Raw genomic sequence first — 15,976 nt, 5'->3', positions numbered from 1 at the left:
CAGAAAAGGAGAGGGGCATGGGGGCAGGCGCGAAATGGGCGCGAGGAATCATCGGGGTGCTGCTGTTGGCCAGCGCACCGGCCTTCGCGGCCACCTCGGTGCTGATCTGGCCGATCGACCCAGTGCTTGAGGCCGACCAGAAGGCCGGCGCGCTGTGGCTGGAAAACCGTGGCTCGGCGCCGACCAGCCTGCAGGTGCGGGTGTTCGCCTGGCGCCAGGGCGAGTACCAGGAGCAGTTCCAGGCCCAGCGCGAGATCATCGGCAGCCCGCCGGTGGCCAACATTGCGCCGGGGCAGAAACAACTGATCCGCCTGACCCGCACCGGCGGTTCGCCCGCAGGTCAGGAACAGGCATACCGCATCATCATCGATGAGATCCCGTCGCCGCTGCCGACCGATGCCGCCAGTGAAGGGCCGAAGGCAGCGATCCGTTTGCAGATGCGCTACTCGGTGCCGCTGTTCGTCTACGGCGAGGGGCTGTGGGGCAAACCCGACCCTGCGGGCAAGCGCAGCGCCGAAGGCGTGGGCAAGCCGCAGTTGAGCTGGCACGCGGTGACGGTACAAGGCAAACCCTATGTCGAGCTGCGCAACACGGGGCCTGTGCATGCGCGGCTGACCGACGTGGTGCTGCAGCAAGCCGGTCAGGACAGGCCATTGGTCGAAGGGCTGCTCGGTTATGTGTTGCCTGGCGCCAGCATGCGCTGGCCGGCACCGGCCACGCCGGGCGCCGCCAGCGTGCTGAAAGGGCGAGTCAACGGCCAGGAGGTGGCACAGGCCATCAAACAGGGGCAATGAGCCGCGCTTGAACGGATCACAGGGGCCAGGGAGGACCCGGCAATGGTTGGAAATCGTGTGTGAGCTGGGTGCGGGTGGCAACGCACCGGTTGTGGCTGGGCCTGGCGGTGCTGGGGCCCGGCCTGGGCGTGGCCGACGAGCTGCCGCCGCCGCCCTCGGAGCATGCCGCCATCGCCGACGCCACGCTGTACCTCGACCTGCTGGTGAACCAGGTGGCCAAGGCTGAGCTGGTGCCGGTGCAGCAGCGCGCCGGGCGCCTGTACCTGGCCAGCGAGGTGCTGCGCGAGGCGGGCGTCAGGCTGCCGGGAGAGCCTCAGGGCGAGGTGGCCCTGGACGACATCTCCGGCCTGCACAGCGACTACGACAGCCAGAACCAGCGCCTGCTGCTGCAGGTGCCGCCGGCCTGGCTACCCGACCAGCAGGTCAGTGAGCGCAACCTGTACCCGGCCAGCGACGCGCGCAGCAGCTTCGGCGCCTTGCTCAACTACGACGCCTACCTCAACGACACCGATGAGGGCGGCAGCTACCTGGCCGCCTGGAACGAGCTGCGCCTGTTCGACGACTGGGGCACCTTTTCCACCACCGGGCAATGGCGCCAGTCGTTCAATGGTGCCCAGGCCCAGGGCCGCCAGGGCTTCCTGCGCTACGACACCACCTTCCGCTACACCGACGAGCAGCGCCTGCTCACTTATGAGGCCGGCGACCTGGTGACCGGCGCGCTGCCCTGGACCACCTCGGTGCGCGTGGGCGGGCTGCAACTGTCCCGCGACTTCGGCGCCCGTCCCGACCTGGTCACCTATCCGTTGCCGGCCTTTGCTGGCGAAGCCGCTGTGCCGACCTCGCTGGACCTGTTCATCAACGGCTACAAGAGCAGCAGTACCGAGTTGCAGCCTGGCCCCTACACCCTGACCAACGTGCCGTTCATCAACGGCGCCGGCGAAGCGGTGGTGGTCACCACCGATGCCCTGGGCCGGCAGGTGTCGACCACCTTGCCGTTCTATGTCACCAGCAGCCTGCTGGCCAAGGGCCTGTCGGACTTCTCGGTGGCCGCCGGCAGCCTGCGCCGCGACTACGCCGTGCGCGATTTCGCCTATGGTCCGGGTGTGGCCTCGGCGACCCTGCGCCACGGTGTATCCGACTACTTCACCGTGGAAACCCATGCCGAGAGCGCCGAGTCGCTGATGCTCGGCGGCCTGGGCGGCAACCTGCGCCTGGGCACCTTAGGCGTGCTCAATGCGGCAGTGACCCAGAGCCGCTTTGAAGGCGATACAGGCCAGCAGCTGGCGCTGGGCTACCAGTACAACAGCCGGCGGATCGGCTTCAACTACCAGCGTGTGCAGCGCCATGGCGACTACGCCGACCTGTCGCGGGTCGACAGCCCTTACACGCGCCTGAGCCAGCGCAGCGAGCAGGCGACTCTGAGCCTGAACCTGGACAGCTACGGCAGCCTCGGCGCCGGTTACTTCGATGTGCGCGCCGGTGACGGCACGCGCACGCGGCTGATCAACCTCAGCTGGAGCAAGCCGCTGTGGCGCAACAGCAGCCTGTACCTGTCGGCGAACCGCGAGGTTGGTGACAGCCAGTGGGCGGTGCAGGCGCAACTGGTGATCCCCTTCGACCTGCGCGGCACCCTGGCCTTCAGCGCCGAGCGCAGCAAGGACGGCCAGGACCTGCAGCGGGTCAACTACAGCCAGGCGGTACCGGTGGGCGGTGGTGTGGGCTATAACCTGGGCTACGCCACCGGCGGCAACCGCGACGACTACCGCCAGGCCGACCTGACCTGGCGCCTGCAATCGGTGCAGTTGCAGGTAGGCGCCTACGGCAGCAGCGGCGAGATGACCCGCTGGGCCGACGTCAGCGGTTCGCTGGTGCTGATGGATGCGGGGCTGTTCGCCGCCAACCGCATCGACGACGCCTTTGTGGTGGTCAGCACCAGCGGCTACGCCGATGTGCCGGTGCGCTACGAGAACCAGCAGATCGGTCGCACCGACCGCAATGGCCACTTGCTGGTGCCCTACAGCAGTGGCTACTACCGCGGCAAATACGAGATCGACCCCATGGACCTGCCCGCCGATGTGCTGGCGCCGCAGGTGGAACAGCGAGTGGCGGTGCGCCGTGGCAGCGGCTACCTGCTGGAGTTCCCGCTCCAGCGTGTGCTGGCGGCAAGCCTGGTGTTGGTCGACGGCAATCAGCAGGAGCTCAAGCTGGGCAGCCGGGTGCGCCACCAGGAAAGCGGCGCCGAGGCGGTGGTGGGCTGGGATGGGCTGGTCTACCTGGAAAACCTGGCGCCGCACAACCGCCTGCAGGTGGACAAGGCCGACGGCGGGCAGTGCCAGGTGGCGTTCGACCTGCCTGAAGGGGAGGGGCCGATCCCGTTGATCGGTCCGCTGGTGTGCCAGTGAATGTTCGACGGCACGGCCTGCTGTTCGGCCTGTTGCTGGCGCCATGCCCGGCCTGGGCACTGTGTTCGTCGGTGGCTACCACGCCAGCGGCGTTCGGCACCGTCAATTCGACGCTGGTACGTACTACCGTGCAGACGGCCTCGAGCACCAATTCCGGCTTGCAGTGCACCGGCTCGCTGCTCAGCCTGCTGTCCAGCAATGACCACTTCTACGCAACCATCACGCCCGCCTCCGGTGGCCTGGTCGGCCCGACCGGCGATGTCATCAACTACACCCTGTATGCCGACAACAGTGTCAACTACCCGATCACCCGGGGCGTTGCCTTCGACTTTGCCCGCAATGGCATCATCGACTTGCTGGGCCTGCTCAATGGTCCGACGCCCAAGGCGGTACCGATTTATCTGCGTACACAGATCGGCAGCAATGTCGCCGCGGGCCTGTACCAGGAGACGCTGACCGTTGCCTGGAGCTGGAACTACTGCTCGGGCATCGGCATCGGCAATATCTGCCTGGGGCGCGACATCGGCAGTGGCAGCAAGACCCTGAACGTCAGCCTGACGGTAAGCAACGACTGCCAGATCACCACGCCCAACATCAGCTTCGCCAGCGCACCGGTGGTGGCCGGGTTCGGCACGGTGAACCAGAGCCTGAGCGTGTCGTGCACCAAGGGCAGCAACTACACGGTCGGGCTGGACGACGGGCAGAACGTCTCGGGCGGACGGCGGCGGATGAAATCCAGTGCCAACAACTACCTGGCCTACGACATCTTCAAGAGCGCAGGCGTGGTGCGCTGGGGCTCGGTGGGCGCGGCGCGGCGTTCGAGCAGCGATGCCGAGGTGAACCCCGGGGCGGGGACCGGCACGGGCAGCCAGGTGTTCAACTACAACGCCAAGGTGTACACCGACCAGGCCACGCCGCCGGCGGCGACCTATACCGACAGCGTGATCCTGGATGTGCAGTTTTGAGTGACGGCGTTGCTCAGCGCAGGTCGCCGACCATCTTCAGCAACGTCTCAAGCACCGCTCCGGCCAGCGCCTTGGAGCGCTCACCCGACCAGCCGGTGCGCGGGTTCGGCGCATCGTCGTGGTCCTTGAATGGCATCTCCAGGGTCAGCGACAGACAGTCATGGGTCTGCCCCACGGCATTGCATGCCAGGGTCATGTTGGCCTGGCCTGGTTCGTCGCGGGTATAGCCATACTTCACCTGGAAGTCTGGGGTCAGGCTGCACAGGGTACTGCGGAACTGCTCTTCCAGCTTGGCGATGCGTGGCGTATAGCCGGGGTTGCCCTCGCAGGCCGCGGTGAACACATGGGGGATCTCCTCGTCGCCATGGGCATCGATGAACGCGTCCACGCCATGTAGCTTCATCTGGCTCTGGGCGAAGAACACCTCGGGGCTCAGTTCGACGCTGGCGTCCTGCCAGGCGCGGTTGAGGTCCTTGCCCTTGAAGTTGGTGCGCAGGTGGCCGAGGAAGGCGCCATCCGGGTTCATGTTGGGGATCAGGTACAGGTCGGCCTTGGCCAGCAGTTGCTGGATGACCGGGGTGTTGGCTTCGAGGGCGTCGATCACACCTTCCATGAACCACTCGGCCATGTGCTCGCCCGGGTGCTGCTGGGCGATGAGCCACAGCTTGCGCTTGCCGACCGCGCCGTTGCCTGCGCGCAGCAGCGGGATATCCCGACCTTGCACGCTGCGCCCGCTGGCCAGCAGCTCGACGCCGCGGATCTGCTTGGCGCGCTCGATCAGCTGGTTGTGGCGAGCGCGGGGGTAGGGCTCGAAGTAGGCGAACCAGGCTTGTGGCTGTTCGGCCTTGAAGTCGAAGCTCAGGGCCTTGCCGTCGAACTGGCTGGGCACGCGGAACCAGGTCTGCTGGTCGTAGGAGGCCACGGCGTGGTAGCCGGTCCAGGCGTTCTTGTAGGAGGACTGGTGGGCGTTATCCAGGCTGAAGCGATGAACCTGGCCCGGGGTCAGGCCGCTGGCCTTGAAGTGGAACCACTGGAAGTGGTCGCTGCGGCTGTCCTTGCGGATGTTCAGGTGGACGTGCGCAGGGTCGCTGGCGTCCAGGACCAGGATGTTGCCGGAGTCGAAATCGCAGTCGATGTGCAGCGGGGAGAGCGTCACGGTCATTGCCAGCCTCCTGTTGGCGTTGTTGTGACCGTACTCTACACCGCCTGGTGGCGCGGGTGCGCAGGTTAATTGACGCAGTCGTGGATAAGCCCGCGCCTGCGAATCAGGCCAGCAGCCCCAGTGCCACAAGCGCAGCAACACCAAGCCCGACGGCAATCGAACAGCCACCTAGCGAAAGCGCCGCGCGCCCTTGCCGGTACCAGCCGTCATGGCCCAATTGCCGCGCGGGGGCGAGCAGGCTGCGCCAGCGCAGTTCGGTTTCGTGGAAGGCGCGCAGGTGGTCGGGGTCGGCATCCAGCCAGCGGCGGAAGTCGATGCGTTCGCTGGCGGTCACCTGCGGGCTCTGCAGGCGCACGTACCATTGGCCGGCAATGCTGGCCAGCGCGTCGCCGGGGGCACGGGCAGTCTGTAGGGCCTGGTTCATGTGGCGTTCGATGCTGATCAGTGGCAGGTCCAGGTGCTCGGCAATGGCGGCGAAGCTCAGCTGGTCGAGGCGGTTGAGCAGGAAGACTTGCTGGACCCGGCGCGGCAGGCGCTTGAGTGCATGCAGCAGTGCGTCTTCAGCGTGCATTTCGGCAGGGTGCGGGTCGTGCTCGAGAGGCAGCAGCAGGCGGGTCATGGACAGCTCCTTGCTCATAAGGAAAGGGTGGGGGCATCTTCCTTGATGCCGAACCAGCTTAGGCTAAACGAGATTGATTCTCAAGTGCTGATTCCGCAAAGATTTGTAATGAGCATTCACGTGCTGACACACTTTTGCTATCATCGCGGCCATTAAACGATCTTCATTAGCCTGAAGAGCCAAAAAAAATGACCCGGCAAAAAGCCGGGTCAAAAACCGTGATTAGCCTGATGAGGAGATAATCTGAGCGTCCGACCTGAGGACGTTGCAGGTTATCCAGCGGGTCTCGCGACCTGCTGAGTGCAATAATAATCGTTATCATTTGCCAGTCAAATGATTTTTCAGCGATCGGCTAAAAAAATATTCCTGACGCACTCCTCGTCCCCGGCAATCGGGGCTTTTGCCGTTCGTCGGCTATCACGTTCTCCCTTCAGCTCGATGCCTTTTCCGTGGCGTGGCACTGCTCCAGCAGGGCGCGGGCCATATTGATCATGTGCATCAGCGCAAACACCACTTCCCGCGTCGTGCCCTGCAGATGGTTGCCGGTTTCCTGTGCCGTGGCCGATGCGCAGCGCAGCAGGGCCATGGCGTGCTCGCTGGCCTGGGCGTCGCTGACGCCTTCGCGCAGGGTCCACAGCGAACGTTCCAGGTCGCGGGGCGTGGGGGTGGGGTTGAGGTAGAAATCGAGGGCGCGGCGGGCTGCTTCTTCGTCGAGATCTGTTTCTTCTTTTGTCGAATTGCTCATGACTGCTCCTGTGAAATCCCTTCGAGGACAATGAGCGTTGATGTTAGGTCAATTTGTATTGTTTTTTAGTTCTGAGATAATTCAGGATGTGTATTGATGCCGTTCATCCAGTCCGTATCGTTCACTGCCATGGAAAACTGGATCGAATTTCTGTCGCGCTATCAGCGCGAGCACAACCTCAAGCAGCACCAACTGGCCGAACGCCTGGGCATGACCCAAGGTGGTGTCGGCCATTGGCTGCGTGGCACGCGCAGGCCCACCCTGGTGACAGTCAACGAGAAGCTGGAAAAGCTCGGGCTGGTGTACCTCGAAGCGCGGGTGATGGTGGTCGAGCGTGACGTTACGGTTCGCGAGACCAGGGGGGCCTATGCCGTGGAGCGGCCGCTTTCGGTCAATGCCTTGCGCCATGCCAGTTTCCGCTTTCCAGTGCTGAGCTGGTCCGACCTGGACGGGCCTTTGCCGCAATCCTGTGAAGTTCATGAGCTGACCGATTACATGCCTGCGGGCAATGCGTTCTGGTTGCCGGTCGAGAACGATTCGATGAATGCCGCCAGCGGTAGGAGCGTGCCGCTGGGTATGCGGGTGCTGGTGGATGCGGGGATCGAGGTGACGCCGGGCAGGCTGGTGGTGGCTCGGCAGCCCGGTAAGTCGGCGGTGCTGCGTGAGTTGATCGAGGAGGGCGGGCAGCGGATGCTCAGGCCGCTCAATACCTTGTATCCGACGGTGCTGTGCGAGGAAGGGTGCGAGTTCCTTGGTGTTGTGGTGCGAATGCACGGGGTGCTCTAGGTTCGCGCACAGACCGTGTTGGGGCTGCGAGGTGCCAGGCGGGAGCCTTGCAGCGCTCTCGAGATCGAGCGCCGCCCGCGCGGCGCATCGCTGGCAAGCCAGCTCCCACACCGGTTTCGGGCCAGTTATGTCTGCGCCGCCGCGGCTGTACGCCTTGTGGGTACGACGCGGTTTCAGCTTGGGCGCCACTGGCGCCCCACCTGTCTCAAGACAAGCGCCAAGGCGGACAGTGATGACCTTACAGGATTGATTGGCCCGAAACAGATGTGGGAGCTGGCTTGCCAGCGATGCGCCGCGCGGGCGGCGCTCGATCTCAGAGGCGAAACAACCCTTTCGACGAACACATTGCCGCCGTTACGCCTCCTCCAACTCCACCAACACTGTCCCCTCGCTGACCATATCCCCCTCCTGACAGAACAGCGCCTTCACCGTCCCATCATGGGGCGCCCGGATGCTGTGCTCCATCTTCATCGCCTCAAGCACCACCAGCGCAGTACCGGCCTCCACAGCCTGCCCCGGTTCCACCAGCACCCGCACGATACTGCCGTTCATCGGCGCACCCAGCCCGCCCTGGTGGCTGTGGCTGTGGCTGGCCTCGGCCGCAGCGATCGGGTCATGAACGCTGACGGCATGCAGCTCACCCTGCCACTGCAGGTACAGCGTGCCACCCCGACGCACCGCCAGGTGGCGATGGCGCAGACCATCCTGGTCATGACACAGCTGCTCCCCCTCCAGGCGATAAGTCGAAGGCGCGCTGCGCTCCAGTGCCACCGCCTGTTCATGCCCTTCACACTGCAAATGCAGGCTGCTGCGCGCCGGCAAGCCCAGGCGCAGGCCATCGCGGGCCACCCACGGTGAAGCGCGGTCGTCCTGGCGCTTTAGCGCAGGCTCGCTTTGCAGCCACGCCTCGCCGGCAGCTTCCCAGAAATGGGCCGGCAAAGTCTGAGGCGCAGGCAACAACACATCCTGGTGACGCGGAATGAACCCGGTGTCCAGCTCCGCCTCGGCAAACGCTGGGTGTGCCAGGATGCGGCGCAGGAAGGCAATGTTGGTTTTCAGCCCGCCAATGGCGAACTCATCGAGCATCGCCAGCAGTCGCAGGCGCGCCTGTTCGCGGTCCTGGCCCCAGGCGATCAGCTTGCCCAGCATCGGGTCGTAGAACGGCGATACCACATCGCCCTCGCTGACGCCGCTGTCCACCCGGCGGCCTTCGCCCGGCGCCGACTCGCGGTACAGCGCCAGGGTGCCGGTGGCCGGGAGGAATTCGTTGGCGGGATCCTCCGCGTATAGCCGTACCTCGATGGCGTGGCCGATCAGCGGCACCTGCTCTTGAATCAAAGGCAGCGGCTCGCCGCAGGCCACGCGGATCTGCCAGGCCACCAGGTCGAGCCCGGTGATGGCCTCTGTGACCGGATGCTCCACCTGCAGGCGGGTGTTCATTTCCATGAAGAAGAACTCGCCACGGGCATCGAGCAGGAACTCGACAGTGCCGGCCCCCACGTAGCCGATGGCCTGTGCGGCGCGCACCGCGGCCTCGCCCATGGCCTTGCGCAGCTCGGGGGAGAGGCCCGGTGCCGGGGCTTCCTCGACCACCTTCTGGTGGCGACGCTGGATCGAGCAGTCGCGCTCGTTGAGGTACAGGCAGTGGCCGTGCTGGTCGGCGAACACCTGGATCTCCACGTGGCGCGGCTTGAGCACGTACTTCTCGACCAACATGCGCGCATCGCCGAACGAAGACTGCGCTTCACGTTGCGCCGAGGCCAGGGCGTCGGCCAGCTGGCTTTCCTCCTCGACCACCTTCATGCCCTTGCCGCCGCCCCCGGCGCTGGCCTTGAGCAGCACCGGGTAACCGATGCGCTCGGCGGCGGCGCGGAAGGTCTCCAGGTCTTGGGCCTCGCCGTGGTAGCCCGGCACCAGCGGCACGCCGGCGGCCTCCATCAGCGCCTTGGCCGCCGACTTGCTGCCCATCGCAACGATGGCGCTGGCCGGTGGGCCAAGGAAGATCAGCCCGGCCTGTTCGATGGCGCGGGCAAAACCGGCGTTCTCCGAGAGGAAGCCATAGCCTGGGTGGATGGCTTGGGCGCCGCTGGCCTTGGCGGCGGCGAGCAGCTTGTCGATCACCAGGTAGCTGTCGGCGGCCTTGCTGCCACCGAGGTCGACACGGATGTCGGCCTCGCGGCTGTGCCGCGCGTCGCGGTCGGTGGCGCTGTGCACGGCCACGGTGGTCAGGCCCATGGCCTTGGCGGTGCGCATCACCCGGCAGGCGATTTCGCCGCGGTTGGCGACCAGCAGGGTGGTCAGCGTGGGTCGGCTCATGGGCGCGGTTCCTTGTTGTCTTGCCAGGCAGGGCGGCGTTTTTCCAGGAAGGCGCGCAGGCCCTCCTGGCCTTCGGCGCTGACGCGGATGCGGGCGATGGTGTTCTCGCAGTAGCGGCGCAGGGCCGGGCTCAGCTCACCGTCATCCACTTCGCGCAGCAGGTCCTTGGTGGCGCGCAGCGCCTGCGGGCTGTTCTGCAGCAGGTTGTCGACCCAGGCCTCGACCTGGGCGTCCAGTTCGGCGGCCGGGTACACCTCGGCCAGCAGGCCCAGGTCGCGGGCGCGCACGCCGCTGAAGCGCTCGGCGGTGAGGGCGTAGCGGCGGGCGGCGCGCTCGCCGATGGCCTTGACCACGAACGGGCTGATCACCGCTGGAGCCAGGCCGATGCGCACCTCCGACAGGCACAGTTGGGCGTCCTCGGCGCCGATGGCCATGTCGCAGCAACTGATCAGCCCCAGCGCGCCGCCGAAGGCCGCGCCTTGCACCACGGCCAGGGTCGGCGCCTTGAGCCGGTGCAGGGCGTACATCAGCTCGCCCAGCTCATGGGCGTCGTCCAGGTTGGTGTTGAAGTCCAGTTGCGCCGACTGCTGCATCCACGCCAGGTCGGCGCCGGCGCTGAAGTGCCGGCCACGGCCGCGCAGCACCACGAAGCGCAGGCCGCTATCCTCGCCCAGCTGGTCGAGGGCGACGATCAGTTCGCGGATCATCTGCGCGTTGAAGGCGTTGTTCTTGTCTTCCCGGCTCAGCCACAGGGTGGCGAAACCGCGAGGGTCCTTGACCAGTTCAAGGGTGGCGAATTCGCTCATGGGTCACATCCGGAATATGCCGAAGCGGCTCTGTTCGATCGGGGCGTTCAGCGCGGCGGACAGCGCCAGGCCGAGCACGTCGCGGGTCTGCGCCGGGTCGATGACACCGTCGTCCCACAGCCGGGCGCTTGAGTAGTAGGGGTGGCCCTGGCGCTCATACTGGTCGAGGATCGGCTGCTTGAGCTTCTTCTCGTCATCGGCGCTGAACACCTCGCCGCTGCGCTCGCTCTGCTCGCGCTTGACCTGGGCCAGCACGCCGGCCGCCTGTTCGGCGCCCATCACGCCGATGCGGGCGTTGGGCCACATCCACAGGAAGCGCGGGTCGTAGGCGCGGCCGCACATGCCGTAGTTGCCGGCGCCGAAGCTGCCGCCGATGATCACCGTGAACTTCGGTACCTGGGCGCAGGCCACTGCCGTCACCAGCTTGGCGCCGTGCTTGGCGATGCCGCCTTCCTCGTATTTTTTCCCGACCATGAAACCGGTGATGTTCTGCAGGAACAGCAGCGGGATGCCGCGCTGGCAGGCCAGTTCGATGAAGTGCGCGCCTTTTTGCGCGGCCTCGGCGAAGAGGATGCCGTTGTTGGCCAGGATCGCCACCGGGTAGCCGTGCAGGTGAGCGAAGCCGCACACCAGGGTGGTGCCGAACAGCGCCTTGAATTCATCGAACACCGAACCATCGACCAGCCGCGCAATCACCTCGCGCACATCGAACGGCTGCTTGGCGTCGGCCGGGACCACGCCGTACAGCTCTTCGGCGTTGTACAGCGGCGCGATCGGTGCCTGGCATTGCAGCTTGCCCTGCTTGTGCCAGTTGAGATTGGCGACGCTGCGCCGGGCGATGGCCAGGGCGTGCTCGTCGTTGTCGGCATAGTGGTCGGCCACGCCGCTGGTGCGGCAGTGCACGTCGGCGCCGCCGAGGTCCTCGGCACTGACTACCTCGCCGGTCGCGGCTTTTACCAAAGGGGGGCCTGCGAGGAAGATGGTCGCCTGCTGGCGCACCATGATCGCTTCGTCGGCCATGGCTGGCACGTAGGCGCCACCGGCGGTGCACGAGCCCATCACCACGGCGATCTGCGGTATCCCCAGGGCACTCATGTTGGCCTGGTTGAAGAAGATCCGCCCGAAGTGCTCGCGGTCAGGGAACACCTCGTCCTGGCGTGGCAGGTTGGCGCCGCCGGAGTCCACCAGGTAGATGCATGGCAGGCGGTTCTGCAGGGCGATGGTCTGGGCGCGCAGGTGCTTCTTCACCGTCAGCGGGTAGTAGGAGCCGCCTTTGACCGTGGCGTCGTTGGCCACGATCATGCACTCCACGCCTTCGACGCGGCCGATGCCGGCGATCACGCCCGCAGCCGGCACGTCTTCGCCGTACACCTCATGGGCGGCCAGCTGGCCGATCTCGAGGAACGCCGAGCCCGGGTCGAGCAGGCGGTCGATGCGCTCGCGCGGCAGCAGCTTGCCCCGCGAGGTATGCCGCTCCTGGGCCTTCGGCCCGCCGCCCTGACTGACCTGGGCGAGCAGGCCGCGCAGGGCCTGGACCTGTTCGAGCATGGCCGCGCTGTTGGCGGCGAACTCCGCCGAGCGCGGGTTGATCTGGGTATGCAGGGTAGCCATGTGCGCCCGTTCCTTGTGCTCAGCGGGTTTCGTTGAACAGTTCGCGGCCGATCAGCATCCGGCGGATTTCGCTGGTGCCGGCGCCAATCTCGTACAGCTTGGCGTCGCGCAACAGGCGGCCAGCCGGGAATTCATTGATGTAGCCGTTGCCGCCGAGGATCTGGATCGCTTCCAGGGCCATCTGCGTGGCGCGTTCGGCGGTGTAGAGGATGACCCCGGCGGCGTCCTTGCGGGTGGTCTCGGCGCGGTCGCAGGCCTGGGCCACGGCGTACAGGTAGGCGCGGCTGGCGTTGAGCTGGGTATACATGTCGGCGATCTTGCCCTGGATCAGCTGGAACTCGCCGATGCTCTGGCCGAACTGCTTGCGGTCGTGGATGTACGGCACCACCAGGTCCATGCAGCTCTGCATGATGCCGGTCGGGCCGCCGGACAGCACCACGCGCTCGTAGTCCAGGCCGCTCATCAGCACGCGCACGCCGCCGTTGAGCTGGCCGAGGATGTTTTCTTCCGGCACTTCGACGCCGTCGAAGAACAGCTCGCAGGTGTTGGAGCCGCGCATGCCGAGCTTGTCGAACTTGTTGCTGCGGCTGAAGCCTTTCCAGTCGCGCTCGACGATGAACGCGGTGATGCCGTGGGGGCCCTTGTCCAGGTCGGTCTTGGCGTAGATCACGTAGGTGTTGGCGTCGGGGCCGTTGGTGATCCAGGTCTTGCTGCCGTTGAGCACGTAGCGGTCGCCGCGTTTTTCGGCGCGCAGTTTCATCGACACCACGTCGGAGCCGGCGTTGGGCTCGCTCATGGCCAGGGCGCCGATGTGCTCGCCGCTGATCAGCTTGGGCAGGTACTTGAGCTTCTGCTCGTGGCTGCCGTTGCGGTTGATCTGGTTGACGCACAGGTTGGAGTGGGCGCCGTAGGACAGGGCCACTGACGCCGAGCCCCGGCTGATCTCTTCCATCGACACCACGTGGGCCAGGTAGCCCAGGCCGGCGCCGCCGTATTCTTCGGGCACGGTGATGCCCAGCAGGCCCATGTCGCCGAATTTGCGCCACATGTCGGCGGGGAACAGGTTGTCGTGGTCGATCTGCGCGGCGCGCGGCGCCAGCTCGGCGGCGACGAAGGTGCGCACCTGGTCGCGGAGCATGTCGATGGTCTCGCCCAGGGCGAAGTTCAGGCTGGGGTAATGCATGTGGGCACCTTCTTGTTCTTGAAATTTGGGTACCACGGCGACCTTGCGGAAACGGGGTTGTGGGAGCGGGCTTGCCCCGCGATGCCCGTCAGAACGGCCAGCTGTGTTGCCTGGTCCGGCCTCATCGCGGGGCAAGCCCGCTCCCACAACCGCGCTCCCGTCCGGTCGTCGTGATGCGTGGTTGACGTTAACGTAAACCTGCCTTCCGGGGCTGTCAATCGGATCATCACCTTTACGTAAACGTAAATCTGCGCCAGAGTATTCGCCGCCTGCTTCAGTCATGCCCAGAACAACCACAAGAAGGGATCACCATGCCTCAACCAAGCTATACCCGCGGCCGTCAAGACCACCCCTTGCTGACCCTGACCATCGGCCAGGCCTTCGATGCCACCGTCGCCCGCCACGGCGAGCGCGAGGCGCTGGTGGTGCGCCACCAGGGGCTGCGCTACAGCTGGCGCGAGCTCGCCGCCGAGGTCGATGTGCAGGCCCAGGCCTTGATGGCGCTGGGGGTGGAGGTGGGCGAGCGGGTTGGCATCTGGGCGCCCAACTGCGCCCAGTGGTGCATCCTGCAACTGGCCACGGCCAAGGTCGGCGCGATCCTGGTCAACATCAACCCGGCCTACCGGGTGGGCGAGCTGGAGTACGTGCTGCGCCAGTCCGGCTGCCGCTGGCTGGTGTGCGCCGATGCCTTCAAGACTTCCGACTACCACGCGATGGTGCAGGCGCTGGTGCCGGAGCTGGCGACCCACGCATTGGGCGAACTGGCCAGCGAACGCCTGCCCGACCTGCGTGGCGTGATCAGCCTGGCCGCCGAGCCGCCCTCGGGTTTCCTGCCCTGGGCCGCGCTGGCCGGGCGGGCAGGGGCGGTCGAGGTTGAGTCCTACCAGGCGCGGCAACAGGGCCTGCAGTTCGACCAGCCGGTGAACATCCAGTACACCTCCGGCACCACCGGCGCGCCCAAGGGCGCGACCCTGAGCCACTACAACATTCTCAACAACGGCTACATGGTCGGCCAGAGCCTGGGCCTGAGCGAGCGCGACCGCATGGTGATCCCGGTGCCGCTGTACCACTGCTTCGGCATGGTCATGGCCAACCTCGGCTGCATCACCCACGGCAGCACCATGATCTACCCCAACGATGCCTTCGACCCGGAGTTCACCCTGCGCGCCGTGGCCGAGGAGCGCGCCAGCATCCTATATGGGGTGCCGACCATGTTCATCGCCATGCTCGACCACCCCGCACGCACGCAACTGGACCTGTCCACCCTGCGCAGCGGCATCATGGCCGGTGCCACCTGCCCGATCGAGGTAATGCGCAAGGTGATCGACCAGTTGCACATGGCCGAGGTGCAGATCGCCTACGGCATGACCGAGACCAGCCCGGTGTCGCTGCAGACCGGTCCCGACGATGGCCTTGAGCTGCGCGTGACCACCGTGGGCCGTACCCAGCCGCACCTGGAGACCAAGCTGGTGGACGCCGACGGGCGCATCGTTGCCCAGGGTGAGATCGGCGAGCTGTGCACTCGTGGTTACAGCGTGATGCTTGGTTACTGGGACAACCTGCAGGCCACCCATGACGCCATCGACCCGGCCGGCTGGATGCACAGCGGCGACCTGGCGGTGATGGACGACGAGGGTTATGTGCGCATTGTCGGGCGCAACAAGGACATGATCATTCGCGGCGGCGAGAACATCTATCCGCGCGAGCTGGAGGAGTTCTTCCATACCCACCCGGCCGTGGCCGAGGCGCAGGTGGTGGGGATTCCGTGCAGCAAGTACGGCGAGGAGGTGGTGGCGTGGATTCGCCTGCACCCTGGGCACCATGCCACGGCCGAGGAATTGCAGCAGTGGTGCAAGGCGCGATTGGCGCATTTCAAGACACCGCGGCATTTCCGCTTCGTCGAAGAGTTTCCGATGACGGTGACGGGGAAGGTGCAGAAGTTTCGCATGCGCGAGATCAGTGTGGAGGAGCTGGGGGGTTAGCCATGGTCGTGTAGACCAGCTCGACCAGTTCGGCGAAGGTGGTGTAGGTACGCAGGGGCTCGGCGATGAAGATGCCGAAGGTTTCCTCCATGATCGCCTGCAGCTCCATCAGGTCGAAGCTGTCGGCGCCCAGTTCGTCCAGGGAGATGTCGGGGCGGATCTGGTGCAGGCTCTGCTCCAGGAAGCTTGCGAGGATCCATTGCAGGTGGAAGGCGATGTAGAGGCGTGAGTGCATGCCGGAAGGATCGTCAGAGAGTGAGGCTTCTCTGTACGTGGCTTTGCGGGCAGGTGCTACTGGTAGAAATGCCAGGTGCGGTTGAGCCAGGTTTGTGCTGTGAATGCCGGCCCCGCGACGAGGCCGGCCAAGGCGGTCAGATTTGCGCAGCCTTGTCTATCCTCAAGCTTTCACCGGCGGCTCCTGGCTCGGCGGGTCGCCCACCGTCGGCGGCACGGTCGGCTTGATCGGCAGCTCGTCCGGGTCCTCCTCGGGCACTGGCGGCGGCAAGGTCGGGTCGTCGATGTTCGGGTCGGGTGTCTCCGGTGGAATGGGAATGTTCATGGGCCTGGCCTCGCGGGATGAATGAAGAGGTGTCGCAGGCTTTGAC

The 15,976-nt window shown here is 65.9% G+C and carries 14 protein-coding genes; 5 read left to right on the top strand and 9 right to left on the bottom strand.

The genetic code is table 11. The annotated features are described in order from the left end of the window. The first annotated feature begins 17 nt into the window (after positions 1–17). The 3 genes from LOY42_RS17210 to LOY42_RS17200 all read left to right on the top strand — a co-directional run bounded on the left by LOY42_RS17210 (position 18) and on the right by LOY42_RS17200 (position 4,161). Positions 18–794, top strand: coding sequence for a molecular chaperone (locus LOY42_RS17210; RefSeq protein WP_139672157.1), 777 nt, complete (start codon positions 18–20; stop codon positions 792–794). Between the two features lie 68 nt (positions 795–862). Continuing rightward, a complete protein-coding gene (locus tag LOY42_RS17205) occupies positions 863–3,196 on the top strand; it encodes a fimbria/pilus outer membrane usher protein (RefSeq protein WP_258601251.1) in 2,334 nt (777 codons plus the stop codon). Next, on the top strand, positions 3,193–4,161 hold the full coding sequence (locus LOY42_RS17200; RefSeq protein ID WP_139672151.1) for a spore coat U domain-containing protein: 969 nt from the start codon (positions 3,193–3,195) through the stop codon (positions 4,159–4,161). The genes LOY42_RS17205 and LOY42_RS17200 overlap by 4 nt, the downstream gene beginning before the upstream one ends. 13 nt (positions 4,162–4,174) lie before the next feature. On the opposite strand, the gene LOY42_RS17195 is transcribed toward LOY42_RS17200, so the two are convergent. From LOY42_RS17195 to LOY42_RS17185, 3 genes are all read right to left on the bottom strand, one after another. Beyond that, the gene (locus LOY42_RS17195) at positions 4,175–5,323 is read right to left on the bottom strand and encodes a carboxypeptidase family protein (RefSeq protein WP_139672149.1); all 1,149 of its coding nucleotides are present in this window, start codon (positions 5,321–5,323) and stop codon (positions 4,175–4,177) included. Between the two features lie 103 nt (positions 5,324–5,426). Continuing rightward, positions 5,427–5,942, bottom strand: coding sequence for a DUF4880 domain-containing protein (locus LOY42_RS17190; RefSeq protein WP_139672147.1), 516 nt, complete (start codon positions 5,940–5,942; stop codon positions 5,427–5,429). Between the two features lie 430 nt (positions 5,943–6,372). Continuing rightward, the gene (locus LOY42_RS17185) at positions 6,373–6,687 is read right to left on the bottom strand and encodes a DUF6124 family protein (RefSeq protein ID WP_102690657.1); all 315 of its coding nucleotides are present in this window, start codon (positions 6,685–6,687) and stop codon (positions 6,373–6,375) included. Positions 6,688–6,816: 129 nt separating this feature from the next. Between LOY42_RS17185 and LOY42_RS17180 the strand changes: the two genes are divergently transcribed. Beyond that, the gene (locus tag LOY42_RS17180) at positions 6,817–7,473 is read left to right on the top strand and encodes a LexA family transcriptional regulator (protein WP_139673169.1); all 657 of its coding nucleotides are present in this window, start codon (positions 6,817–6,819) and stop codon (positions 7,471–7,473) included. Positions 7,474–7,827: 354 nt separating this feature from the next. On the opposite strand, the gene LOY42_RS17175 is transcribed toward LOY42_RS17180, so the two are convergent. Genes LOY42_RS17175 through LOY42_RS17160 form a run of 4 tightly spaced genes read right to left on the bottom strand, consistent with a single transcriptional unit; the run spans position 7,828 to position 13,389 of the window. Further along, positions 7,828–9,789, bottom strand: a complete 1,962-nt coding sequence (locus tag LOY42_RS17175; RefSeq protein ID WP_258598577.1) for an acetyl/propionyl/methylcrotonyl-CoA carboxylase subunit alpha — start codon at positions 9,787–9,789, stop codon at positions 7,828–7,830. Further along, positions 9,786–10,595 carry a gamma-carboxygeranoyl-CoA hydratase gene (locus tag LOY42_RS17170; RefSeq protein WP_102684458.1) on the bottom strand — a complete coding sequence of 270 codons (810 nt, stop codon included), beginning with the start codon at positions 10,593–10,595 and terminating at the stop codon, positions 9,786–9,788. The genes LOY42_RS17175 and LOY42_RS17170 overlap by 4 nt, the downstream gene beginning before the upstream one ends. Positions 10,596–10,598: 3 nt before the next feature. After that, positions 10,599–12,206 carry a carboxyl transferase domain-containing protein gene (locus LOY42_RS17165; RefSeq protein WP_102684457.1) on the bottom strand — a complete coding sequence of 536 codons (1,608 nt, stop codon included), beginning with the start codon at positions 12,204–12,206 and terminating at the stop codon, positions 10,599–10,601. Positions 12,207–12,225: 19 nt separating this feature from the next. Continuing rightward, on the bottom strand, positions 12,226–13,389 hold the full coding sequence (locus LOY42_RS17160) for an isovaleryl-CoA dehydrogenase (RefSeq protein WP_102684456.1): 1,164 nt from the start codon (positions 13,387–13,389) through the stop codon (positions 12,226–12,228). Positions 13,390–13,700: 311 nt separating this feature from the next. Here LOY42_RS17160 and LOY42_RS17155 point away from each other — a divergent pair, with 311 nt between their 5' ends. After that, positions 13,701–15,371, top strand: coding sequence for an AMP-binding protein (locus LOY42_RS17155; RefSeq protein ID WP_198755735.1), 1,671 nt, complete (start codon positions 13,701–13,703; stop codon positions 15,369–15,371). On the opposite strand, the gene LOY42_RS17150 is transcribed toward LOY42_RS17155, so the two are convergent. Beyond that, positions 15,346–15,606, bottom strand: a complete 261-nt coding sequence (locus LOY42_RS17150) for an acyl carrier protein (protein WP_102684454.1) — start codon at positions 15,604–15,606, stop codon at positions 15,346–15,348. The genes LOY42_RS17155 and LOY42_RS17150 overlap by 26 nt on opposite strands. 162 nt (positions 15,607–15,768) lie before the next feature. Next, positions 15,769–15,930, bottom strand: a complete 162-nt coding sequence (locus LOY42_RS17145) for a hypothetical protein (RefSeq protein WP_167388392.1) — start codon at positions 15,928–15,930, stop codon at positions 15,769–15,771. Between the last annotated feature and the right edge of the window lie 46 nt (positions 15,931–15,976).

The organism is Pseudomonas sp. B21-023 (assembly GCF_024749165.1).
In the GTDB taxonomy this organism is placed as follows: Bacteria; Pseudomonadota; Gammaproteobacteria; order Pseudomonadales; family Pseudomonadaceae; genus Aquipseudomonas.
This window is presented reverse-complemented; position numbering and strand designations above follow the sequence as displayed.

What these genes read in the sequence shown, in the direction of transcription:
- LOY42_RS17160 (WP_102684456.1), bottom strand. Translation starts at nt 13,389, where the DNA reads ATGCATTACCCCAGCCTGAACTTCGCCCTGGGCGAGACCATCGACATG.
- LOY42_RS17210 (WP_139672157.1), top strand. Translation starts at nt 18, where the DNA reads ATGGGGGCAGGCGCGAAATGGGCGCGAGGAATCATCGGGGTGCTGCTG.
- LOY42_RS17155 (WP_198755735.1), top strand. Translation starts at nt 13,701, where the DNA reads ATGCCTCAACCAAGCTATACCCGCGGCCGTCAAGACCACCCCTTGCTG.
- LOY42_RS17150 (WP_102684454.1), bottom strand. Translation starts at nt 15,606, where the DNA reads ATGCACTCACGCCTCTACATCGCCTTCCACCTGCAATGGATCCTCGCA.
- LOY42_RS17170 (WP_102684458.1), bottom strand. Translation starts at nt 10,595, where the DNA reads ATGAGCGAATTCGCCACCCTTGAACTGGTCAAGGACCCTCGCGGTTTC.
- LOY42_RS17195 (WP_139672149.1), bottom strand. Translation starts at nt 5,323, where the DNA reads ATGACCGTGACGCTCTCCCCGCTGCACATCGACTGCGATTTCGACTCC.
- LOY42_RS17165 (WP_102684457.1), bottom strand. Translation starts at nt 12,206, where the DNA reads ATGGCTACCCTGCATACCCAGATCAACCCGCGCTCGGCGGAGTTCGCC.
- LOY42_RS17145 (WP_167388392.1), bottom strand. Translation starts at nt 15,930, where the DNA reads ATGAACATTCCCATTCCACCGGAGACACCCGACCCGAACATCGACGAC.
- LOY42_RS17185 (WP_102690657.1), bottom strand. Translation starts at nt 6,687, where the DNA reads ATGAGCAATTCGACAAAAGAAGAAACAGATCTCGACGAAGAAGCAGCC.
- LOY42_RS17180 (WP_139673169.1), top strand. Translation starts at nt 6,817, where the DNA reads ATGGAAAACTGGATCGAATTTCTGTCGCGCTATCAGCGCGAGCACAAC.
- LOY42_RS17175 (WP_258598577.1), bottom strand. Translation starts at nt 9,789, where the DNA reads ATGAGCCGACCCACGCTGACCACCCTGCTGGTCGCCAACCGCGGCGAA.
- LOY42_RS17190 (WP_139672147.1), bottom strand. Translation starts at nt 5,942, where the DNA reads ATGACCCGCCTGCTGCTGCCTCTCGAGCACGACCCGCACCCTGCCGAA.